Below are 21493 nucleotides of genomic sequence, written 5' to 3' on the forward strand. Positions count from 1 at the left end.
TTACTTAGAGTGCATGAATCGTTTCAACGTTGATACGAGAAAGGTAGGCGGCGCATGACCCGCGTGTGCTTCGTGTCCCGCGTCCGGCCCGACCGGCTGGACGAGTACCGGTCCCGGCACGCCGCCGTGTGGCCCGAGATGCTCGAGGCCCTGCGTGACACCGGCTGGCGCGACTACTCGCTGTTCCTGTCCGGTGACGGCCTGCTCGTCGGCTACCTCGAGACCGACGACTACGCCGCCGCCCAGGAGGCCATGACCCGCACCGCGGTCAACCCGCGCTGGCAGGCCGAGATGAGCGAGTTCTTCGTCGACGACGGCAACCCCGACGAGGGCTTCCGGGTCCTCGACGAGGTGTTCCACCTGGAGGACCAGCTGCGTGCGGCCGGCCTCGCCACCCACCCCCAGGAGCTCCGCGCATGACCATCCAGGATGTCCTCCGACAGCAGACGATCGAGCTCCCGTCCTGGGCGTTCGGCAACTCCGGCACCCGGTTCAAGGTGTTCGCCCAGCAGGGCGTCCCGCGCGACCCGTACGAGAAGATCGCCGACGCGGCGCAGGTGCACCGGTACACGGGCGTGGCGCCGCGGGTCAGCCTGCACATCCCGTGGGACCTGGTCGACGACTACGACGACCTCGCGCGCCACGCCAAGGAGCAGGGCGTGTCCATCGGGGCGATCAACTCGAACCTGTTCCAGGACGACGACTACATGCTCGGCTCGCTGACGCACCCGTCGGCGAGCGTGCGGGCGAAGGCTGTCGCGCACCACCTGCAGTGCATCGACGTCATGCGCGCCACCGGCTCCACGGACCTCAAGCTCTGGCTGCCCGACGGCCTCAACTACCCCGGCCAGGACTCGCTGCGCGCCCGGCAGGACCGGCTCGCGGACTCGCTCGCCGAGATCTACGCGGCCCTCGACCCGAACCACCGGCTGATCCTCGAGTACAAGTTCTTCGAGCCCGCGTTCTACTCGATGGACATCCCCGACTGGGGCACGTCGCTGCTGCACTGCCTGGCGCTGGGGGACCGTGCGTTCGTCGTGCTGGACACCGGGCACCACGCGCCGGGGACCAACATCGAGTTCATCGTCGCCCAGTTGCTGCGGGCGGGCCGCCTGGGTGCGTTCGACTTCAACTCCCGGTTCTACGCCGACGACGACCTCATGGTCGGCTCCGCGGACCCGTTCCAGCTGTTCCGGATCATGCACGAGATCGTGCAGTCGGGTGCCCTGGCACCCACGAGCGGGGTCAACTTCATGCTCGACCAGTGCCACAACATCGAGCCGAAGATCCCCGGGCAGATCCGCTCGGTCATGAACGTGCAGGAGGCCACGGCGAAGGCGCTGCTGGTCGACGCCGACGCGCTGCTGGAGGCGCAGACGGCCGGTGACGTGCTCGGCGCCAACGGCCTGGTCATGGATGCCTTCAACACGGATGTCCGGCCGCTGCTCGCGGACCTGCGGGAGTCGCAAGGCCTCGATCCCGACCCGATCGGGGCGTACAAGGCGTCGGGGTACGCGGAGAAGATCGTCGCCGAGCGCGTCGGTGGCAACCAGGCGGGATGGGGAGCATGAGCGTCGCAGAAGAGCTGGTCGCACGGTCCAACAGGCTCGGGGCGGACCCGCGGACCACGAACTACGCGGGTGGGAACACCTCCGCGAAGGGCACCGCGACGGATCCGGTCACGGGTACGGATGTCGAGCTGCTCTGGGTCAAGGGCTCGGGTGGTGATCTGGGCACGTTGACGGAGAAGAACCTGGCGGTGCTGCGGCTGGACCGGCTGCGTGCGCTGGTCGACGTCTACCCGGGCGTGGACCGTGAGGACGAGATGGTCGCGGCGTTCGACTACTGCCTGCACGGCAAGGGGGGTGCGGCGCCGTCGATCGACACGGCGATGCACGCGCTGGTCGACGCGGTGCACGTGGACCACCTGCACCCGGACTCGGGGATCGCGTTCGCGACGGCCGCCGACGGCGAGGCGCTGACCCAGGAGGTCTTCGGGGACTCGGTCGTGTGGGTGCCGTGGCGTCGGCCGGGGTTCCAGCTCGGGCTGGACATCGCGGAGATCAAGGAGAAGAACCCGCAGGCCATCGGCTGCATCTTGGGCGGGCACGGCATCACCGCCTGGGGTGACACCTCCGAGGAGGCCGAGGAGCGGTCGCTGGAGATCGTGCGGACCGCCGAGGCGTTCATCGCGGAGAAGCTCGCGGCAGGCCCGCACCCGTTCGGTGAGGTGGTCGTCAGCCCGCTTGGCGACGAGGAGCGGCGGGCTCGTGCGGCCGCGCTCGCGCCGGTGATCCGTGGGCTGGCCTCGACGGACAGGCCGCAGGTCGGTCACTACACCTCCTCGGACGTCGTGCTGGACTTCGTGTCTCGCGCTGCGCTGCCGCGTCTGGCCGAGCTGGGCACGTCGTGCCCGGACCATTTCCTGCGCACCAAGGTCAAGCCGCTGGTCGTGGACCTGCCCTCGGACGCGCCGATCGAGGAGGTCGTGGGCCGGCTCAAGGAGCTGCACGCCCTGTACCGGGCGGACTACCAGGGCTACTACGACCGCAACGCCACCGAGGACAGCCCGGCGATCCGTGGGGCGGACCCGGCGATCGTGCTGGTGCCCGGGGTGGGGATGTTCTCGTTCGGCAAGGACAAGCAGACCGCGCGGGTGGCGGGGGAGTTCTACGTCAACGCGATCAACGTGATGCGCGGCGCCGAGGCGATCAGCACGTATGTGCCGATCGGCGAGGCGGAGAAGTTCCGGATCGAGTACTGGGCGCTGGAGGAGGCCAAGCTCGCGCGGATGCCCAAGCCCAAGCCGCTGGCCACCCGGGTCGCACTGGTCACCGGGGCGGGGTCGGGCATCGGGCGGGCGATCGCCGAGCGGCTCGCCGCCGAGGGCGCGTGCGTGGTCGTCGCGGACCTCAACCTGGAGGGCGCCTCCGAGGTCGCCGCGTCACTGGGAGGTCCGGACGTGGCCATCGCGGTGCAGGCCGACGTGACCTCCGAGGAGGACATCGCCCGGCTCATCGCGTCGACGGCACTCGCGTTCGGTGGTGTCGACCTGGTCGTGAACAACGCCGGGCTGTCCATCTCCAAGCCGCTGCTGGACACCACCGTCAAGGACTGGGACCTGCAGCACGACGTGATGGCCCGCGGCTCGTTCCTGGTCGCCCGTGAGGCGGCCCGGGCGATGATCGCCCAGGACATGGGCGGGGACATCGTCTACATCGCCTCGAAGAACTCCCTGTTCGCGGGGCCGAACAACATCGCGTACTCGGCGACCAAGGCCGACCAGGCCCACCAGGTCCGCCTGCTCGCCGCCGAGCTGGGCGGGCACGGGATCCGGGTCAACGGGGTCAACCCCGACGGTGTCGTGCGCGGGTCGGGGATCTTCGCCGGCGGCTGGGGCGCCCAGCGCGCCGCCACCTACGGGGTGCCCGAGGAGGAGCTGGGTGCCTACTACGCCCAACGGACCCTGCTCAAGCGCGAGGTCCTGCCCGAGCACGTCGCCGCGGCGGTCTTCGCGCTGACCGGCCCCGACCTGGTGCAGACCACCGGTCTGCACATCCCGGTCGACTCCGGCGTTGCGGCGGCCTTCCTGCGATGAGCCACCAGAACGGCACTCTGCGACGAGCGCGGCAGTTCCGACTGCCGCGCTCGTCGCGGACTGCCGCACTCGGCGGGGCGGCGCGGTGAGCGCGTTCGCCGCCGTCGACCTCGGGGCCTCGTCGGGCCGGGTCATCGTCGGGACCGTCGACGGCGGGCGGGTGTCGCTGCACGAGGTCAACCGGTTCCCGAACGGACCCGTCCAGCTGGCGGGTGCGCTGCACTGGGACGTGCTCGGGCTCTACCGGGGCGTGCTCGACGGGCTGCGGGCCGCGGGCCGCGAGGCGGGGGTGCTCAGCGGCGTCGGCATCGACTCGTGGGCGGTGGACTACGGGCTCCTCGACCGCGACGGCGCCCTGGTGGGCAACCCGTTCCACTACCGCGACGCGCGCACCGACGGAGTCCCGGACACGGTCTTCGCGACGATCCCCGCAGCCGAGCTGTACGCCCGGACCGGCCTGCAGGTGCAGCCGTTCAACACCGTGTTCCAGCTGGTCGCCGCGCAGGGCACCGCGGCGCTCGCCGCAGCGCAGACCGCTCTGCTGATCCCGGACCTGCTGGGCTGCTGGCTGACCGGCGCGCGCGTCGCGGAGGTGACCAACGCGTCGACCACCGGCCTGCTCGACGCGTCGACGCGGACGTGGGCGACCGACCTGGCGGAGCGGCTGGGGATCGACAGCACCCTGCTCCCCCCGCTGCTCGACCCGGGTGCGCTGCTCGGCCACGTGCGCGCGGACGTCGGCCTGCACGGGACCGTGCCGGTGTGGACCGTCGGCTCGCACGACACCGCCTCGGCCGTCGTCGCCGTGCCGGCCGTCGGCGACGACTTCGCCTACATCTCCTGCGGGACCTGGTCGCTGGTGGGCCTCGAGCTGGACCGACCAGTGCTCACCGAGGCCAGCCGCGCCGCCAACTTCACCAACGAGGCCGGGGTCGACGGCACGGTCCGGTACCTGCGCAACGTCATGGGGCTGTGGGTGCTCCAGGAGTCCCTGCGCACCTGGAACGAGGCCGGGCTCCCTGCCGACCTGCCCGACCTGCTCGCGGCAGCCGCCCGCGTACCGGCGCTGACCACGGTGGTCGACGTCGACGGTCCGGCGTTCCTGCCGCCGGGCGACATGCCCGCCCGTATCGCCGCCGAGGCCGAACGGACCGGGCAGACGCCGCCGCAGTCGCAGGCCGAGACGGTCCGCTGCATCCTCGACTCGCTCGCGCTCGCCTACCGGCGGGCCGTCCGGCAGTCGTCGGCGCTCGCGGGCAAGGACGTCAGCGTCGTGCACGTGGTCGGCGGGGGGGTGCGCAACGAGCTGCTGTGCCAGCTCACTGCGGACGCGACGGGTCTGTCGGTGGTCGCGGGGCCCGTCGAGGGTGCCGCGCTGGGCAACGTGCTGGTGCAGGCACGGGCCGCCGGGGTGCTCTCCGGCGGGCTCGCGGACCTGCGGGCGGTGGGCGCGCAAGGCCTCGAGCTCCGGCGCTACGAGCCCGGGGCGACCGGTGGTCCGACCGACCGGCAGTGGGCTGCTGCCGAGCACCGGGTCGAAGGTCCGTAGTCCGCAGACCCGCTCCTTCCTAGCGTGGAGACGAGGCCCCCCGAAGGCGTCGGGCCCAGTCCCGAAGGAGTGGTCATGCGTACCGTCGTCATCACGGGATCGGCATCGGGCATCGGGCTCGCGACCGCAGAGATCCTGCGCGACCGGGGTGACCGGGTCATCGGCGTGGACCTGCACGACGCGGAGGTCGTCGCGGACCTCTCGACCGTCGCCGGCCGGGCGGCCATGGTCGAGGACGTGCGCGCCCTCAGCGGGGGCACCATCGACGCCGTCGTCGCGAACGCCGGCCTGGCCCTGTCCAGCCCCGCGACCGTCGCCGTGAACTTCTACGGCTGCGTCGCGACGCTCGACGGGTTGCGGCCCCTCCTGGTCGGCTCGTCGGCTCCCCGCGCGGCGCTCACCAGCTCGATGGCGAGCCTGATGCCGCACGACGACCTGTTGGTCGAGCTGGCCCTGGCCGGCGACGAGTCCAAGGCGCTGGAGCGGGCGCAGGAGCTGGTCGACGCCGACCTCGGCGCGTTGATCTACTCGTCGACCAAGGTGGCGCTCAGCCGCTGGATGCGCCGGCACGCAGCGACGCCGGAGTGGGCTGGTACGGGCATCCCGCTGAACGGGATCGGCCCCGGGATCGTCGAGACGCCGATGACCGCCGACCTGATCGCCAGCGAGGAGCAGCGCGCCGCGATGGCGGACGTGGTGCCGATGCCGCTGAACGGCTACATGCAGGCCGAGGTACCGGCCCGGCTGCTCGCGTGGCTGGTCAGCGAGGAGAACACGCACGTGTGCGGCCAGCTCGTCTTCGTCGACGGCGGCTCCGACGTGGTGATCCGCGGCGACAGCACCTGGTGAGCGTGGAGACCGGCGCGCGGGGCCGCTCGGGACGGGTCCGCGCGCCGGTCCAGACATCGTCCGGCGCGCGCCTCGGTGCACCCAGGGACGAAGGTCCCTCGTTGTGGAGGCGGGGGTCGCGACAGAATCCTCATGAAACGATTCATCGATCGAAGGACGTCGACATGCTGCAGTCCCACCGCGCCGCACGCGCGACCGCGCCCGTGCGCGACGAGATCCTCTACTACTGCCGCGAGTCCGTCCGCGCCGGCCTGAACTTCAACACGCAGGGGAACATCAGCGTCCGCCTGAGCGACGAGGCGATCGTCATCACGCCGTCCGGCGTGCGGTACGACCTCATGACGCCCGAGGACCTGGTGGTCGTCGACCTCGACGGGAACGTCCTCGAGGGGAGCATGCTGCCGTCGACCGAGCTGCCCGTGCACCTCGCGCACTACCGCCGCCGCCCGGAGGTCCAGGCGATCGTGCACACCGAGTCCACCTTCGTGAACGTGCTCGGCGTGCTCGGCCGGACCATCGACCCGGTGCTGCTCAACATGGTGCTCTACGCCAAGGGGCCGGTCCCGGTGATGCCGTTCGAGTTCTCGACGCACGCCGAGTTCGGTCGGCGCAGCGCCGACCTCATGGGCGACACCGTCAACGCGGTCGTGTGGGCCAACCACGGGCTGCTGGCCGTCGGCACCACGCTCGAGCTCGCGTTCAAGGTGGCCGTGGCCGTCGAGGAGAACGCCGAGGTGCTGCACCACGCGAGCCTTGCCGGCGTGCCGAACGTGCTGGTCTACGACCGCATCGCCGTGCCCGAGGGCGCCCGGCTGCCGTAGTCAGCCCAGGGTCGCCGCGACGACCAGCAGCACCGGTACGCACAGCACGGTCGTCACGAGTCCGGCGTCCCGCGCGAGCGCCTCGCCGTGCCGGTACTGCATCGCGTAGACGAGGACGTTCTGCGCGGTCGGCAGGGCGGCCATCGCGACGACCGCGAGCAGCGCCTGCGGCGGCAGGCCGAGGGCCGTGCCCAGTCCCCACGCGAGGAGCGGGTGCACCAGGGCGCGCAGGCTCACCGCGAGCGTCAGGTCGGCGCGCGGTGCCGCGGAGTCGACCGTCCGCGGCACGGCGAGCGCCATGCCGAAGGTGAGGAGAGCGAGCGGTGCGGCCGCGGCCCCGACCAGGCGGAACGGCTCGTACACGACCTCCGGCAGCGACCAGGGCAGCGCCGCCAGGACGAGGCCGAGGAGCGTGCCGACGATGATCGGGTTGCTCAGGGTCCGCCGCAGCACGGACCCGCTGCGGGAGCCTCGGTCGAGCACCGCGAAGGCGATCGGAGCCAGGACGAGGAGCTGAAAGAGCAAGGTCGGGACGACGGCGACCGCGTCGTCTAGCAGGTAGACGGCCAGCGGGAGGCCGACGTTGCCGGCGTTGACGTAGGACGACGCGAGCGTTCCGACGGTGATGTCGGCGGCCGGTCGACGCAGGGCGAACCGCAGGACGAGGACCGCGACGAGCGCGACGGCCACCGTGGACGTCCAGGTGACGACGGCCTGGCGGGACAGCAGCAGGTGCAGGTCGGCGTGCGCGACCGTGGTGAGCAGCAGCGCCGGGGTGGCCACCGCGAACACGACGCGCGCGAGCACCGGCGCGGCGCGCTCGCCCAGCACGCGCCGGCGGGCCAGGAACCAGCCGAGCGCGACGACGGCCCCCATCGTGGCGAGTGCGGTGATGACTGCGCCCATCAGGTCGCCGGGCGGGGTCGGGGGATCACGGCGTCGATCCTTGCAGGATCAGCGTCGCGCGATGTCGCGCCCGAGGTGGGCGGGCTGCAGGCCGGACGCGCGCAGACGTCGGCGGTCCGCTGCTGTGTCGTACATGAGCTGGGTGTGGAAGTAGTTGACCTGTTCCAGGACTGCGAGCACCCAGAACGCGAGGCCCGGCAGCGCCTGGTCGGCCGGTCCCCTCACCAGCGCCGCGACGAGGACGCCGAGCACGATGCCGAGCAGTGCCCAGTTGATCCGGCGCAGGATCGCGTAGACGCCCATCCCCGCCGGCGCCGCCGGCCGACGGAGCTTCAGCAGCCAGTACACGGACCCCTGCAGCAGGATGAACAGCGCCAGCGCGGTGCCTAGCACATTGGCCGGCGACCGGGGTAGCCCGATCAAGCCGTAGGCGACCCAGGGCAGCACGACGATGCTGGCCAGCTCGCCCGTGGCCAACGACCACAACCGTCGGCGGACGGGTGACGAGGTGGCGCGCGACATCGGTCGAGCGTAAGCCGGACCGGTGCCGGAAAGCGCTTGCCTGAACGGCATCTGACATGGCACGATCGGTTCCGACGCGCAGGTCAGACGTGCGTCCCGCACACGGAGGTAGGGCAACGATGCCGGCAGTCGCACTGGTCACCGGGGGCAATCGGGGGATCGGCCTCGGAATCACGCAGCGGCTGCTCGCCGACGGGTTCGCAGTCTCGATCCTGGCCACACGCGAGGAGCCGACCGAGCTGCTGGAGTCGCTCGACGCCCCAGGCCGGGTCCGCTACGTGCGCGGTTCGGTGGCCGACCTCGAGGACCACGCCCGGTTCGTCGACGACGCGGTCGAGGCCTGGGGTCGCCTCGACCTGCTGGTGAACAACGCCGGGGTCGCTCCCAGCGTGCGGGCGGACCTCCTCGAGGCCGGCGCCGAGAGCTTCGACCGGGTGCTGGGCATCAACCTGCGCGGGCCGTACTTCCTGACGCAGACGTTCGCGAACAAGGTGATCGCGCTCGGTTCAACGAACCTGCCCCGCGCCACCGTCATCAACGTGTCGAGCATCTCCGCCACCACCGTCTCCACCAACCGCGGCGACTACTGCATCTCCAAGGCCGGCGTCGCCATGGCCACGCAGCTGTTCGCCGTGCGCCTCGCGCCCGAGGGGATCGTCGTCTACGAGGTGCGGCCCGGGGTGATCGCCACCGACATGACCGCGGGCGTCACCGAGAAGTACGACGCCCTGATCGCCGAGGGCCTCGCGCCCATCAACCGGTGGGGCCGACCGTCCGACGTCGCCGGCGCGGTCTCGATCCTCGCGTCCGGTCAGACCCCGTACTCGACCGGCGAGGTGTTCCACGTCGACGGCGGCATGCACATCCCGGTGCTGTGATGACGTCGCTGCAGGGTGTGCCAGTCGTCACCGTCAACACCGTCGTCGTCGGCACCGGCTCTGCCGGGTTCTGCGCGGCCGACCGGCTGTGGGAGCTCGGCCAGACGGACATCGTCATGGTCGCCGACAAGGTCAACGCCGGATCGTCGCGCAACGCGGGCTCCGACAAGCAGACCTATTACAAGCTCACGCTCTCGGGCGGCGACGGCGACTCCGTGCGGGAGATGGCCGAGACGCTGTACTCCGGCGGGGCGATGGACGGCGACAACGCGTTGGCGGAAGCCGCCCTCTCTGCTCGTGGGTTCCTGCGCCTGTGCGACCTCGGCGTGCCGTTCCCGCAGAACCGGTACGGCGAGTTCATCGGCTACAAGACCGACCACGACCCTCGTCGGCGCGCCACGTCCGTCGGCCCGTACACCAGCCGCTCGATGGTGGAGCAGCTGGAGAAGAAGGTCCACCGCAACGGCACCCGCATCTACGACGAGTGCCGGGTGGTCGACGTGATCGTCTCCGACGGGGCCGTGGCGGGGCTGCTGGTGCTGCGCACCGACGTGCCGCACGACGGTGTCGAGTCCCCGTTCCTGCTGTTCCGGTGCACCAACATCGTCTACGCGACCGGCGGCCCGGCCGGGATGTACGCCACGCGCGTCTTCCCCAATGGCCAGTGGGGTGCGTCCGGCGCCGCGTACCGCGCGGGCGTGCACGGCAAGAACCTCACCGAGTGGCAGTTCGGGCTGGCCTCGACGCACCCGCGCTGGAACGTGTCCGGCACGTACATGCAGGTCATCCCGACGTTCATCTCGACGGACGCCTCTGGAGAGGACCCGCGCGAATTTCTCACGGAAGCCATACCCGACTACGGGCAGCTCATGTCGCTGGTGTTCCTCAAGGGCTACCAGTGGCCGTTCGACATCCGGAAGGCCATGGACGGCTCGTCGCTGATCGACCTGCTGGTCTACCGGGAGACGGTGCTGCGCGGGCGGCGGGTGTTCCTCGACTTCCGTCGGAACCCGGTCCACTCCGACTTCGACCCGACTGCCCTGAGCCCCGAGGCCCACGAGTACCTCGACCGCGCGGGCGTCCTGTTCGGCACGCCCATCGAGCGGCTGCGGCGCATGAACGAGCCCGCGTACCAGTTCTACCTGGGCAAGAACCCGTACGTGGACCTCGAGACCACCATGCTCGAGGTCGACGTCTGCGCGCAGCACAACAACGGCGGGCTCGTGGTCGACGCCTGGTGGCAGTCGAACATCGAGGGCTTCTTCCCGGTCGGCGAGGCCGGCGGCGCGCACGGGGTCTACCGGCCCGGCGGTGCGGCGCTGAACAGCGGGCAGGTCGGCGCGACCAGGGCGGCGCAGTTCATCGCGGCCCGTCGCGGTGCCGCTCCGCGTCCGTTTGACGCCGCCGCCGCCCCGGTGCTCGACGCCGCGGTCGCGCTCGTCGCGGCGTCCTCGGCACGCGCTGCCTCCGGGATCCCCGACAACACCGGCGACCTGCTGCGCGAGGTCCAGGTGCTCATGAGCGCCAAGGCCGGCCCGGTGCGCTCCGCGGAGTCGATCCAGGAGGCGCTGGTCCAGGTCCACGCCTGGCTCTCGTCGTACGAGTCCACGGTGTCCGCCGACGCGTCGTCGCGCCGCTCGATCAACCGCACCTTCCTCGTCCGCGACATCCTGACCAGCGCGTACGTGTACCTCTCGGCGATGGCCGACTATGTCGCGCACGGCGGCCGGTCGCGCGGGTCGGTCCTCTACACCGATCCCGACGGCGCCATCCCGCACGGCCTCACCGAGCTCCCATCAGTGTTCCGGTTCACCCTGGACGGCGGCGCGCTCGACGACGAGGTGCAGGAGACGTCGTGGGTGCCGGCTCCTGGCTGGCGGGCCGTCGTTCCCCGCGACGCGGACGACCCCGCCGGCGAGCCCGTGTTCCGCTGGCGACCGCGGCGGCCGATCCCCGAGGACGACGACTTCTTCGAGAACGTCTGGCGGGAGTTCCGCGAGCACGGGAACATCCACTGATGCGCATCGCTCTGCCGGATCCTCGCGTCGAGATCCGCGGGGCGTCGTGGGTGGAGGAGGGGCCGTCCGGGCTCCTGCCGCACCGGCTGCCCCTGTGGGCGCGTCCGCAGTTCCCCGACGACTTCATGGCCATGGTCGAGTCGCAGGCGTCCGGTGTCCGGCTGCGGTTCCGGTCGTCGGCTCGTCACGCTTCCCTCAAGGTCGCCGTCCTTCGCGTCGCAGTCGATCCCGCACCCGCCGGCGAGCCCCAGCCCTACGACGTCCTCGTCGACGGGGTCGTGGTGCCCCAGCCGTCGGCCGTGGCCTCTGCGGCCGGCGTCCTCGTGCTCGATCCACTCGCCGGGACGACCGCGGTGCGACCCGGTCCCGCCGGGGTCGTGGACCTGGTGCTCGGCGGCGACGGCACCGTCGAGCGGGACGTCGAGATCTGGCTTCCTCCCGGCGAGACCACGCGGCTCGTCGCGCTGACCACCGACGCGCCCGTGTCGGCGCCGAGCGCGGTGGTCGGCCGTCGCTGGGTCCACCACGGCTCGTCGATCAGCCACGGCGCCGGTGCCGCGTCGGCCCTCGGCGCCTGGCCGATGGTCGCCGCCCGCATCGCCGGACTGGACCTGGTCAACCTCGGGTTCTCCGGCAACGCCGTCCTCGACCCGTTCGTCGCCCGCGCCATCCGCGACCAGCCCGCCGACGTCATCACCCTCAAGCTCGGCATCAACGTGGTCAACCACGACGCGATCCACCTGCGTGCGTTCGCCCCCGCGGTGCACGGCTTCCTCGACACCATCCGCGAGGGACATCCGACGACGCCGCTGGTGGTCGTCTCGCCGCTCCTGTGCCCGCTCGTCGAGACCACCCCGGGACCCACGTCGCTCGACCCGGCCGACCCGTCGGTGTTCCGCACCACCGGCCACGCGTCCGAGGTCGCCGACGGCAAGCTGACCCTGACGGTCATCCGGTCGGTGCTGCGGTCGGTCGTCGACGCGCGTGCCGACGGCGCGCTGAGCTACGTCGACGGCGCGTCCCTCTACGGCTGGCCCGACTGGGACGACCTCCCGATGCGCGACCTCATGCACCCCGACGCGGACGCCCACCGGCTGATCGGAACGCGGTTCGCCGCGGTGCTCCGGCCACTGGTGACGAGCTAGCCGACGAACCTCAGGACGTCGGGCGCAGCATCCGACAGCGCAGGAAAGTGCCGATGTGCACCCCGGAGCGGAACAGGGCCGTTGACAGTCCACACGGTCATCCCCGCGGCGAGGCCCGCGGCGACCCCGGAGGCCGAGTCCTCGACCACGAGGCATCGGGCGGGCACGACGCCCAGGGCAGCCGCGGCCGCGAGGTACGGCGCGGGGTGAGGTTTCCCGTGCACGGTCGACTCGGCGTCCACGATCACCCTGGGGACGGGCAGGGCCAACCGGCGGAAGCGGCCCTCGACTCGTCGGCGAAGGTTGGCCGTCACCAGTGCCCATCGGTCGGGCTCGAGGTCGCGCAGCAACTGGTGCACCCCGGTGAACGCCTTGTACTGGCCCTGGTGCACGTCGTCGTCCTCCAGACGGTGAAAGTGTTCGACGGCGCGCGCTCGGTCCGCCTCCGGGAGGAAGTGCGCCGCTGTCTCGACGGGCCGTGTTCGCAGAGCGACGGAGTAGACCTCGTCACCGTCCAGCCGGAACCGATCCGCCCAGGTCGCCCAGATGCGCCGCTGGTTGGCGACCGCGTCGACGAGCGTGCCGTCGACGTCGAACAGCACGGCCGCTGCGTCGGGTGCGGGCACTGTCGAGACGCTAGCGGGCTGTCGATCAGAGGTACGGCAGGACGAGCCGCACGTACCGGTCGGCCAGCGTCGCGACCGTCTCGTCGCCCGGGGTGTCCCAGATGGACTGGTTGAAGATCTCCACCTCGACGTCACCGGCGTACCCGGTCTCGGCGACCCACCGCGTGATCGTCGCGAAGTCGATGTACCCGTCGCCCACGTGCCCGCGGGAGAGCAGGGCGTCGACCGCGAGGGGGAGCGTCCAGTCGCACACCTGGTAGCTCGCGATGCGGCCCGACGCGCCTGCCCGGGCGATCTGCCGCTGGAGGTCCGGGTCCCACCACACGTGGTACGTGTCGACCACGACGCCGACGACGTCCGCCGGGTACGGCTCCGCGATGTCGAGCGCCTGGCCCAGCGTCGAGATGACCGCCCGGTCGGCGGCGAAGATCGGGTGCAGCGGCTCCAGGACCAGCCGGACACCGTGCCCGGCCGCGAACGGTGCGAGCTCCCCGATCCGGTCCGCCACCCGCTGGCGGGCGCCCACGATGTCGCGTCCGGCCGTCCCCGGGAGCGCGGGTCCGCCGGGGGCGCTCGCGGCCGGCAGCCCGCCGACCACCATGATCAGCTCGCGCGTCCCGAGCGTGGCCGCCTCGACGATCGCGCGGCGGTTGTCGTCGAGCGCAGCCGTCGCGGCCGCGTCGTCGTCCGCGGTCAGGAACCCGCCGCGGCACAGCGACGAGACCCGCAGGCCGGCGTCGGCGATGATCTTCGCGGCCTCGCCGACCCCCGCTTCCTGCACGCGGTCACGCCACACGCCGATCGCCGGCAGGCCGGCACGGACCGTGCCGTCGACGGCCTCGCGCAAGGTCCACGACTTCGTGGTCGCCGTGTTGAGCGACAGCCGGGAGAGGTCGGCGCTCTGCATGCTCACAGCGTGATCGACGGGACGTCGAGACGACGGCCCTCCGCTGACGACTGCAGGCCCAGCTCGGCGAGCTGCACGCCGCGCGCGGCCGACAGCAGGTCGAACCGGTGGGTCCGCCCGGCGACGACGTCGCGCAGGAACTCCTCCCACTGCAGCTTGAAGCCGTTGTCCAGGTCGCCGTTCGCCGGCACCTCGAGCCACTGGTCGCGGAACGACTCCGTGACGGGCAGGTCCGGGTTCCACACGGGCTTCGGGGTGTGCGCGCGCTGCTGGGCGACGCACTTGTTCAGGCCGGCGACCGCCGAGCCGTGCGTGCCGTCGATCTGGAACTCGACCAGCTCGTCGCGGTACACGCGCACGGCCCACGAGGAGTTGATCTGCGCGACCACCGGGTCGCCGCCCGGCGTCTCGATCTCGAAGATGCCGTACGCGGCGTCGTCAGCGGTGGCGTCGTACGCGGTGCCCCGCTCGTCCCAGCGCGTCGGGATGTGCGTCGCGGTCTGCGCGTTCACCGTCTTGACCGTGCCGAGGATGCCCTCCAGCACGTAGTTCCAGTGGCAGAACATGTCGACGACGATGCCGCCGCCGTCCTCCTTGCGGTAGTTCCAGCTGGGGCGCTGGGCCTCCTGGCCGTCGCCCTCGAACACCCAGTACCCGAACTCGCCGCGCAGCGACAGGATCCGGCCGAAGAAGCCCTCGTCCACCAGTCGGCGCAGCTTGACCAGGCCCGGCAGGTAGAGCTTGTCGTGCACCACGCCCGCGGTGACGCCCGTGCTCTCGCGCAGGCGGGCGAGGTCGATCGCCTCCGCCAGCGTCTCGGCCGTCGGCTTCTCGGTGAAGATGTGCTTGCCGGCCTTCATCGCCGCGGTGAGCGCCGAGTACCGGCGGCTGGTCACCTGGGCGTCGAAGTAGATGTCGACCGTCGGGTCGTTGATGACGGCGTCTGCGTCCGTGGTCCAGTGCTCGACCCCGTGCAGCTCCGCCAGCTCACGCACCTTGTCGGCGTTCCGGCCGACGAGGATCGGCTCCACCTGCACGCGCGTGCCGTCCTCGAGCGTGACGCCGCCCTGGTCGCGGATCGACAGGATCGAGCGGACGAGGTGCTGGCGGTAGCCCATCCGGCCGGTGATGCCGTTCATCCCGATGCGCAGGGTGCGGGTCGTCATGAGTGCTCCGAGTGTTCTGGACCGCGATGTCGGTCGGAGTGTGGAATGCGCTTTCCAGCGTAGCGTACGGGTGCGCCACCCCGTCAAGGGTCTGAAGTCGGCAGCTGGTCGGGTCGACCCTGATGGGAGGCGTCGGGCTACGCCCGGATGCTCACCAGGTCCGCGACCGCGCCGCGGACGGCCGACCGGAAGACGTCCGACCCAGCCAGGTCCTCGCCGAAGACGGCCCGCACGCCGAGCATCCGGTCGGCCAGCGAGTCGAGCGGCCCGTCGGCGGCCGCGGCGAGGGTCGGCGCCAACGGGTCGTCGAGTCCGACCTGCTTGCCGTCGACCGCCAGCTCGCCCTGCGAGGTCGCCCGCACGTAGGCGATCCAGGCGGCGACCGCTCCGGCCGCGGCGGTCGGCACCGCCCCGCTGTCGAGCCGGTCGCGGACCGTGCCGAGCAGCCGCTGCGGCAGCTTCTGCGAGCCGTCCATGGCGACCTGCACGGTGGTGTGCCCGGTGTTCGGGTTGGCGAACCGCGACAGGACGTCGTCCCGGTACTGCGCGAGGTCCATACCGTCGGGTGCGACGAGGGTGGGCAGGACGTCCTCGTCGACGAGAGCCCGGGCGATCGCCTCCAGAGCCGGGTCGGCGACGGCCTGCGCGATCGTCGCGTGGCCCCGCAGTGCCCCGAGGTAGGCGAGCGTCGAGTGGCTGGCGTTCAGCACCCGCAGCTTGGCGCGCTCGTACGGTGCGACGTCCGCGGTGAGCGTCGCCCCGACGCGCTCCCACGCCGGGCGCGGCCCCGCGAACGTGTCCTGGATGACCCATTGCGTGAAGGGTTCGCCGATCACCAGGCCGGCGTCGCTCAGCCCGAGGAGCGACTGCGCCTCGGCGCGGTGCGCGTCGGTCGTCGCGGGCACGATCCGGTCGACCATCGTCCCCGGGAAGCGCACCGCCGAGTCGACCCACTCCCGGAGCCGGTCCCCGTGCGGCACGGCGTCGAGGGTCGCGGCGACGAGTGTCGCCAGGACGGCTCCGTTGTCGGCGAGGTTGTCGCAGCAGACCACGGTGAGGTTCCCGGCGTCGTGCCTCGCGCGCAGGGCGAGCCCCCGGAGGAGCAGGCCGAGCGGTGAGCGCGCCGCCGTATCCGTCCGGCCGCCGCTCAGCTCCGCCGCCAGCGCGTCGAGGTCGGCCGCCAGGTCGGGGTCGGCCAGGTCCGGGCGGCCGTCGGCCGCCCGCCGGTACCCCTTCTCGGTGACGGTCAGGGTCACGACGTGCGTGGTCGGCGCGGCGATCGTGCTGAGCACGTGAGGGGTGTCGGTCCCCGGGAACGCCACGTCGCGCAACGATCCGACGAGTCGCAGCGACGTCTCGGCGGTGCCCTTGGTCAGGACGCCGTAGAGGCCGTCCTGCGGTGCGAGCTGTTCCACGACGCGGGCGCTGCGCTGCGTGACGCCGAGGATGCCCCACCCGTTCTCGCCCGTCGCCGCGGCGGCGTCCTCGGTGAAGACGGCCTGGTGCGCCCGGTGGAACGCACCGAGCCCGAGGTGGACCAGCCCGACGCTCACGTCCCCGGGGTCGACGGCGGGCGGCTGCACGCCGGCCGGCAGGCAGGCGCCGCTAAGGGTCGCGCGCGAGAGCCGGGACGACCCGGCGCTGGAGGTCATTCGCCGGCCGCCGACGAGTGTGCGGACGCCACGCCGGTGGACGCACGGACCACCAGCTCGACCCCGATGAGCACCGAGGCCGGGACGTCGGCCGCACCCCCGGAACCGATCGTGATCGTCGGTGTCGCGTGCCGTGTCCGCTCGGCCGCCGTCAGCGCGGCCGCGAGCGCGGACTCCGCCGCCGTCGGGACGGAGCCGGTCTCGATGAGCAGGTCGACCGCCGCCCGGCCGAGGCGGGCCAGCGGGACGGTGACCGTGGTGAGCGTCGGCGAGACCAGGGTCGCTGCCGGGATGTCGTCGTACCCCACGACGGACACGTCCTCGGGAACGCGCACACCCCGCGCGCGCAGCCTGCTCAGGATGCCGAGCGCGAGCAGGTCGTTGTGCGCGAGGACCGCGGTGACACCGCTCGCGGCGACCAGGTCGCCGGCAGCCACGCCGCCGCCGAAGAGGGGAGGGAAGTGCCCGAGGTCGACCACGTCGATGCTGCGCAAGCCGTGCGACGCGTGCTCGAGCCCGCGACGGCGCTGCGCGTCCGACCACGAGCCGACCGGGCCGCCGGCGTACCCGATCCGGCGGTGGCCGAGCGCGTACAGGTGCGTCACGGCCTGGCGGACGCCGTCCGCGTTGTCGATCACGACGGACGGCAGCCCGCCGTGCAGCCGGTTGACGAGCAGCAGGGGGACGTCGTCGTCGAGCACGTCCCGACCGAGCCGGTCGAGCTCGATGTCGGTCATTCGCGGGGAGCAGAGGATGACGCCGTCCACCTGGGCACCGAGGTGCCCGACCAGCTCTGTCTCCAGGCGCGGGTCCTCCTCGGCGTCCGCGACGAGCAGCGCGAACCCGAGAGCGCGGGCACGCGCCTGGACGCCCTTGGCGACGGCGGCGAAGAACGGGTTCTCCAGGTCCGGCACCACGAGGCACAGGTTCCCGGTGCGCCCCGTGATGAGTTCCCGCGCGGCCCGGTTGGGCCGGTAGCCGAGGTCGCGGGCGACCTGCTGGACGTGCTCCCGGCGGGCTGGGGCGACGAGATCAGGAGCGCTGAGCGCGCGGGAGGCCGTCGCCGGCGAGACGCCCGCGGCTCGCGCGACATCGCGCAGCGTGACCACCACAGTCCCTCCTTGCCTCGACCCCTGGATGAATGAATGCGATTTCAGCACGCCGCATCCGCGCGTCGCAAGTGTCGTCCCGACATGCGGGATGTCTTCGCCCAGGGGCTTGTGGCCAGCCCGTTCACCTGCTTGGGTGCGATGAATGCGTTTGCACGGCGCGTCATCGAGGACCCTCTCGGCGGTGCACGACGGCAGCGCCAGTGCTGGTCCAGTGCGAGTTCCCAGGAGGATCCGATGGTGAGCGAGACCGGGTGGTCGTTGCACCCCGACCGGGCGTTGCCCAGCGACCCCGTCGTGCGGCCGATCGCCCGGGAGATCCTCGCCGCCACCGCGACCCTGCCGATCGTCTCCATGCACGGTCACGTCGACGCCGGCCTGCTGGCGCGCGACGAGCCGTTCACGGACCCGGCGTCGCTGCTGGTCACGCCCGACCACTACCTGGTCCGCATGCTGGTGTCCCAGGGCGTGCCGCACGACGCTCTCGGGGTACCCCGTCGGGACCGGCCGGGCGTCGTCGCGGACCCGCGCGAGGTCTGGCGGACCTTCGCGACGCACTGGCCCCTGTTCCGCGGGACGCCGACGCGCTATTGGCTCGAGCACGTCTTCGTCGAGGTGTTCGGGCTGGACGAGCGGCCCTCGGCCGACTCCGCAGACCGGCTCTTCGACCTCCTCGCAGAGCGACTGGAGAAGCCGGCGTTCCGGCCGCTCGCGCTCTTCGACGAGTTCGGTATCGAGATCCTGGCGACCACGGACGCGGCGACCGCGACGCTCGCCGACCACGCGGACCTGGCGGACCGCGGGTGGGGCGACCGGATCGTGCCGACCTTCCGGCCCGACGCGCTGCTGCACGTCGACCGCCCCGGCTGGCAGGCGGACGTCGCGCTGCTCGAGCAGCGGTCGGGGGTCGCGATCGGGGGGTACCGCGACCTGGTGCACGCGCTCGAGGAGCGTCGGCGGGCGTTCGTCGCCGCGGGCGCGCGCGCCACGGACCACGGGCACCTCTCCGCGGACACGACCCCGCTGAGCGACGCCGAGGCCGAGCGGATCGTGTCGGCGGCCCTGCGCGGCGACGTCAGCGCGGCGGACGCGCAGGCGTTCTCGGGTCACATGCTGTTCGAGATGGCCCGCATGTCGGCCGAGGACGGGCTGGTGATGCAGCTCCACCCGGGGGTCCTGCGTGACCACGACCAGGCGGTCGCGGACCTGCGCGGCCCCGACGTCGGCTACGACATCCCCGTGACCACCGAGTACGTGCGCGCCCTGCGTCCGGTCCTGGAGGCGTTCGGCCACCACCCCGGTCTACGACTGGTCCTGTTCACGGTCGACGAGGACACGTTCAGCCGCGAGCTGGCACCGATCGCGGGCGTGTACCCCGCGGTACGGCTGGGTGCGCCGTGGTGGTTCCTCGACACGCCCGACGGCATGCGGCGCTTCCGCGAGGCGGTCACCGACTCGGCCGGGTTCGCCAACACCACGGGGTTCGTCGACGACACGCGTGCGTTCTGCTCGATCCCCGCGCGCCACGACCTGGCCCGGCGCATCGACGCCGGCTTCCTCGCCCGGCTCGTCGCGGAGCACCGGCTCGACGCCGACGAGGCGATCGAGACCGCGGTCGACCTCGCCTACCGGATCCCGCGTCAGGCGTATGCTCCACCCAAGTCGGCAAACGCTTTCCCGCGCGTGAGCGGGTCCGAGCACGGTGCGAAGGAGCACAAGTGAGCGACATCCTCGAGCGCCTGTCGGCGCACCGCCTCGTCCCTGTCGTCGTGATCGACGACGCTTCCCACGCCGACGCGCTGGCGCAGGCCCTCGTCGACGGTGGGCTGCCGGTCGCCGAGGTCACGTTCCGCACCGCGGCTGCGGCCGACGCGATCCGCACCATCGCCGCGCGGGGCGACGTCCTCGTCGGTGCGGGCACGGTGCTGACCCCCCAGCAGGTCGACGAGGCGGTGGCGGCGGGCGCGTCCTACGTCGTGTCGCCCGGCACCAGCCGTGCGGTCGTCGAGCGCTGCCAGGAGCACGGCATCCTCGCCCTGCCCGGCGCGGTCACGGCCACCGAGGTGCAGGCCGCGCTCGAGCTGGGCCTGACCACCGTGAAGTTCTTCCCCGCCGGCACGTCCGGCGGCGCCAAGGCGGTCGCCGCGCTCGCGGCGCCGTTCGGTGACGTCGGGTTCGTGCCGACCGGTGGGATCGGGCCGAGCAACCTCGCCGAGTACCTGGCGCTGCCCTCCGTCCGGGCCGTCGGCGGCTCCTGGATGGTTCCCCGCGACCTCATCCGTGGCGGCGACCTCGACGCCGTCCGGGACCTGACTGCCGAAGCCGTCAGCCTCGTCGCCCACCCCTGACCTCGATCGCGAAGGAACACCGCTCATGTCCGACCTGGTCATCCGCCCCGCGGGCGAGACGCGCTATGACGCCGTCTCCCTCGGCGAGGTCATGCTCCGACTCGACCCCGGCGAGGGTCGCATCCGCACCGCGCGCTCGTTCCGCGCCTGGGAGGGTGGCGGCGAGTACAACGTGTCCCGCGGGCTGCGGCGTGCGTTCGGGCTGCGCACCGCGATCGTGACCGCCCTCGCGGACAACGAGGTCGGGCGGCTGGTCGAGGACCTCATCCTCACCGGCGGGCTGGACACCTCGTTCATCCAGTGGGTGCCGTACGACGGAATCGGTCGCCAGGTCCGCAACGGGCTCAACTTCACCGAGCGTGGGTTCGGGGTCCGTGGAGCGGTCGGCGTGAGCGACCGGGGCCACACCGCGGCGGCGCAGCTGACGCCGGGGGACGTGGACTGGGAGCACCTCTTCGGTGAGCTCGGGGTGCGCTGGTTCCACACGGGCGGCATCTTCGCGGCACTGTCGGACAGCGCCGCCGAGACCGTGATCGAGGCCGTCACGGTCGCGCGCAAGCACGGCACCATCGTCAGCTACGACCTCAACTACCGGCCGAGCCTCTGGAAGGCCGTCGGCGGTCAGGCTCGCGCGCAGGAGGTCAACCGGGCGATCGCGCCGCACATCGACGTGATGATCGGCAACGAGGAGGACTTCACCGCCTCACTCGGCTTCGAGGTGGAAGGCGTCGACGAGAACCTGTCGGCCCTGGAGCTCTCGTCGTTCGCCGCCATGATCGACCGCGTGGCCGAGGCCTACCCGAACTTCCAGGTCATCGCGACGACGCTGCGCACCGTGCACTCCGCGACCGTCAACGACTGGGGCGCGATCGCCTGGTCGAAGGGCACCGGCCTGGTCAGCGCCACGCACCGCGAGCGCCTGGAGATCCTCGACCGTGTCGGTGGCGGCGACTCGTTCGCCTCCGGTCTCGCTTACGGGCTGCTCGCCGGCGAGGACCTGCAGACCGCCGTGGAGTACGGCGCCGCACACGGGGCCCTCGCGATGACGACACCCGGAGACACGACCATGGTCAGCAAAGCCGAGGTGCTCAAGCTGGCCGGTGGCGGCGGAGCCCGCGTCGACCGCTGACTCCCGAGTGCTGACCCCGACCACGGACGCGACCGTTGACCCTGACCGCTGACCCCGAGCGCTGAACCCGACAGCTGATGTCGACCGCGGACCCCGAGCGCTGAGCTCGACCGCGGACCTCGAGCGCTGACCCCGCTGGAGCCGCGCGCCGGCGTACCAATGTGGACCGACGGGCGCACCCCCATGGCGCCGTGGTGCACTGGGGCCAGCATCCGCACCCTCAGCACGACCCCCGGAGGTACCCCGTGAGCCACTCGAGCCTGCCGACCG

General features: G+C 72.0%; 19 protein-coding genes. 12 read left to right on the plus strand and 7 right to left on the minus strand.

From position 1 onward, the window contains the following. The first annotated feature begins 54 nt into the window (after positions 1 to 54). The 6 genes from J2X26_RS20320 (at position 55) to J2X26_RS20345 (ending at position 6817) form a co-directional block, all read left to right on the plus strand. Positions 55 to 420 carry an L-rhamnose mutarotase gene (locus J2X26_RS20320; RefSeq protein ID WP_307494521.1) on the plus strand — a complete coding sequence of 122 codons (366 nt, stop codon included), beginning with the start codon at positions 55 to 57 and terminating at the stop codon, positions 418 to 420. Next, positions 417 to 1571 (plus strand): L-rhamnose isomerase, encoded by a 1155-nt coding sequence (rhaI, locus tag J2X26_RS20325; protein WP_307494522.1) that lies wholly within the window; start codon positions 417 to 419, stop codon positions 1569 to 1571. The genes J2X26_RS20320 and rhaI overlap by 4 nt, the downstream gene beginning before the upstream one ends. After that, positions 1559 to 3598, plus strand: coding sequence for a bifunctional aldolase/short-chain dehydrogenase (locus tag J2X26_RS20330; protein ID WP_439897878.1), 2040 nt, complete (start codon positions 1559 to 1561; stop codon positions 3596 to 3598). The genes rhaI and J2X26_RS20330 overlap by 13 nt, the downstream gene beginning before the upstream one ends. Positions 3599 to 3683: 85 nt before the next feature. After that, entirely contained in the window at positions 3684 to 5147 is a 1464-nt protein-coding gene (locus J2X26_RS20335; protein WP_307494524.1) for a rhamnulokinase, read from the plus strand. A 75-nt stretch (positions 5148 to 5222) separates the two neighbouring features. Beyond that, the gene (locus J2X26_RS20340; RefSeq protein ID WP_307494525.1) at positions 5223 to 5996 is read left to right on the plus strand and encodes an SDR family oxidoreductase; all 774 of its coding nucleotides are present in this window, start codon (positions 5223 to 5225) and stop codon (positions 5994 to 5996) included. A 164-nt stretch (positions 5997 to 6160) separates the two neighbouring features. Then, positions 6161 to 6817: a class II aldolase/adducin family protein gene (locus J2X26_RS20345; protein ID WP_307494526.1), complete on the plus strand. Its 657-nt coding sequence runs from the start codon at positions 6161 to 6163 to the stop codon at positions 6815 to 6817. Here the strand turns inward: J2X26_RS20345 and J2X26_RS20350 are convergent, their stop codons facing one another. Continuing rightward, complete coding sequence (locus tag J2X26_RS20350; protein WP_307494527.1) at positions 6818 to 7723, minus strand: AEC family transporter; 906 nt, start codon at positions 7721 to 7723, stop codon at positions 6818 to 6820. Positions 7724 to 7771: 48 nt separating this feature from the next. After that, entirely contained in the window at positions 7772 to 8245 is a 474-nt protein-coding gene (locus J2X26_RS20355) for a hypothetical protein (protein WP_307494528.1), read from the minus strand. A 119-nt stretch (positions 8246 to 8364) separates the two neighbouring features. On the opposite strand from J2X26_RS20355, the gene J2X26_RS20360 reads away from it, so the two are divergent. From J2X26_RS20360 to J2X26_RS20370, 3 genes are read left to right on the plus strand one after another with little or no spacing between them, the layout of a single operon-like run. Continuing rightward, positions 8365 to 9123, plus strand: coding sequence for a 3-ketoacyl-ACP reductase (locus tag J2X26_RS20360; protein ID WP_307494529.1), 759 nt, complete (start codon positions 8365 to 8367; stop codon positions 9121 to 9123). After that, positions 9123 to 11141, plus strand: coding sequence for an FAD-dependent oxidoreductase (locus J2X26_RS20365; protein WP_307494530.1), 2019 nt, complete (start codon positions 9123 to 9125; stop codon positions 11139 to 11141). Before J2X26_RS20360 ends, J2X26_RS20365 begins: the two co-directional genes overlap by 1 nt. Beyond that, a complete protein-coding gene (locus J2X26_RS20370; protein WP_307494531.1) occupies positions 11141 to 12286 on the plus strand; it encodes an SGNH/GDSL hydrolase family protein in 1146 nt (381 codons plus the stop codon). The genes J2X26_RS20365 and J2X26_RS20370 overlap by 1 nt, the downstream gene beginning before the upstream one ends. On the opposite strand, the gene J2X26_RS20375 is transcribed toward J2X26_RS20370, so the two are convergent. The 5 genes from J2X26_RS20375 to J2X26_RS20395 all read right to left on the minus strand — a co-directional run bounded on the left by J2X26_RS20375 (position 12283) and on the right by J2X26_RS20395 (position 17746). After that, entirely contained in the window at positions 12283 to 12912 is a 630-nt protein-coding gene (locus tag J2X26_RS20375; RefSeq protein WP_307494532.1) for an HAD-IA family hydrolase, read from the minus strand. The genes J2X26_RS20370 and J2X26_RS20375 overlap by 4 nt on opposite strands. A gap of 25 nt (positions 12913 to 12937) precedes the next feature. After that, positions 12938 to 13819, minus strand: coding sequence for a sugar phosphate isomerase/epimerase family protein (locus tag J2X26_RS20380; protein ID WP_307494533.1), 882 nt, complete (start codon positions 13817 to 13819; stop codon positions 12938 to 12940). Between the two features lie 2 nt (positions 13820 to 13821). Next, complete coding sequence (locus tag J2X26_RS20385) at positions 13822 to 14985, minus strand: Gfo/Idh/MocA family protein (protein ID WP_307494534.1); 1164 nt, start codon at positions 14983 to 14985, stop codon at positions 13822 to 13824. A 137-nt stretch (positions 14986 to 15122) separates the two neighbouring features. Continuing rightward, entirely contained in the window at positions 15123 to 16637 is a 1515-nt protein-coding gene (locus J2X26_RS20390; RefSeq protein ID WP_307494535.1) for a mannitol dehydrogenase family protein, read from the minus strand. Beyond that, positions 16634 to 17746 carry a LacI family DNA-binding transcriptional regulator gene (locus tag J2X26_RS20395; RefSeq protein ID WP_307494536.1) on the minus strand — a complete coding sequence of 371 codons (1113 nt, stop codon included), beginning with the start codon at positions 17744 to 17746 and terminating at the stop codon, positions 16634 to 16636. Before J2X26_RS20395 ends, J2X26_RS20390 begins: the two co-directional genes overlap by 4 nt. A gap of 237 nt (positions 17747 to 17983) precedes the next feature. Between J2X26_RS20395 and uxaC the strand changes: the two genes are divergently transcribed. From uxaC to J2X26_RS20410, 3 genes are read left to right on the plus strand one after another with little or no spacing between them, the layout of a single operon-like run. Continuing rightward, a complete protein-coding gene (gene uxaC / locus J2X26_RS20400) occupies positions 17984 to 19468 on the plus strand; it encodes a glucuronate isomerase (protein ID WP_307494537.1) in 1485 nt (494 codons plus the stop codon). Further along, positions 19465 to 20094: a bifunctional 4-hydroxy-2-oxoglutarate aldolase/2-dehydro-3-deoxy-phosphogluconate aldolase gene (gene eda, locus J2X26_RS20405; protein ID WP_307494538.1), complete on the plus strand. Its 630-nt coding sequence runs from the start codon at positions 19465 to 19467 to the stop codon at positions 20092 to 20094. The genes uxaC and eda overlap by 4 nt, the downstream gene beginning before the upstream one ends. 25 nt (positions 20095 to 20119) lie before the next feature. Further along, entirely contained in the window at positions 20120 to 21223 is a 1104-nt protein-coding gene (locus tag J2X26_RS20410; protein WP_307494539.1) for a sugar kinase, read from the plus strand. Positions 21224 to 21493 lie beyond the last annotated feature (270 nt).

The organism is Cellulomonas humilata (assembly GCF_030814415.1).
Classification (GTDB): Bacteria; Actinomycetota; Actinomycetes; order Actinomycetales; family Cellulomonadaceae; genus Cellulomonas; species Cellulomonas humilata_A.

Excerpts from the sequence above, each read along its gene's own strand:
- J2X26_RS20320 (WP_307494521.1), top strand. The coding sequence starts at position 55 with ATGACCCGCGTGTGCTTCGTGTCCCGCGTCCGGCCCGACCGGCTGGAC.
- rhaI (WP_307494522.1), top strand. The coding sequence starts at position 417 with ATGACCATCCAGGATGTCCTCCGACAGCAGACGATCGAGCTCCCGTCC.
- J2X26_RS20330 (WP_439897878.1), top strand. The coding sequence starts at position 1,559 with ATGGGGAGCATGAGCGTCGCAGAAGAGCTGGTCGCACGGTCCAACAGG.
- J2X26_RS20340 (WP_307494525.1), top strand. The coding sequence starts at position 5,223 with ATGCGTACCGTCGTCATCACGGGATCGGCATCGGGCATCGGGCTCGCG.
- J2X26_RS20345 (WP_307494526.1), top strand. The coding sequence starts at position 6,161 with ATGCTGCAGTCCCACCGCGCCGCACGCGCGACCGCGCCCGTGCGCGAC.
- J2X26_RS20350 (WP_307494527.1), bottom strand. The coding sequence starts at position 7,723 with ATGGGCGCAGTCATCACCGCACTCGCCACGATGGGGGCCGTCGTCGCG.
- J2X26_RS20355 (WP_307494528.1), bottom strand. The coding sequence starts at position 8,245 with ATGTCGCGCGCCACCTCGTCACCCGTCCGCCGACGGTTGTGGTCGTTG.
- J2X26_RS20360 (WP_307494529.1), top strand. The coding sequence starts at position 8,365 with ATGCCGGCAGTCGCACTGGTCACCGGGGGCAATCGGGGGATCGGCCTC.
- J2X26_RS20365 (WP_307494530.1), top strand. The coding sequence starts at position 9,123 with ATGACGTCGCTGCAGGGTGTGCCAGTCGTCACCGTCAACACCGTCGTC.
- J2X26_RS20370 (WP_307494531.1), top strand. The coding sequence starts at position 11,141 with ATGCGCATCGCTCTGCCGGATCCTCGCGTCGAGATCCGCGGGGCGTCG.
- J2X26_RS20380 (WP_307494533.1), bottom strand. The coding sequence starts at position 13,819 with ATGCAGAGCGCCGACCTCTCCCGGCTGTCGCTCAACACGGCGACCACG.
- J2X26_RS20385 (WP_307494534.1), bottom strand. The coding sequence starts at position 14,985 with ATGACGACCCGCACCCTGCGCATCGGGATGAACGGCATCACCGGCCGG.
- J2X26_RS20390 (WP_307494535.1), bottom strand. The coding sequence starts at position 16,637 with ATGACCTCCAGCGCCGGGTCGTCCCGGCTCTCGCGCGCGACCCTTAGC.
- uxaC (WP_307494537.1), top strand. The coding sequence starts at position 17,984 with ATGGTGAGCGAGACCGGGTGGTCGTTGCACCCCGACCGGGCGTTGCCC.
- J2X26_RS20410 (WP_307494539.1), top strand. The coding sequence starts at position 20,120 with ATGTCCGACCTGGTCATCCGCCCCGCGGGCGAGACGCGCTATGACGCC.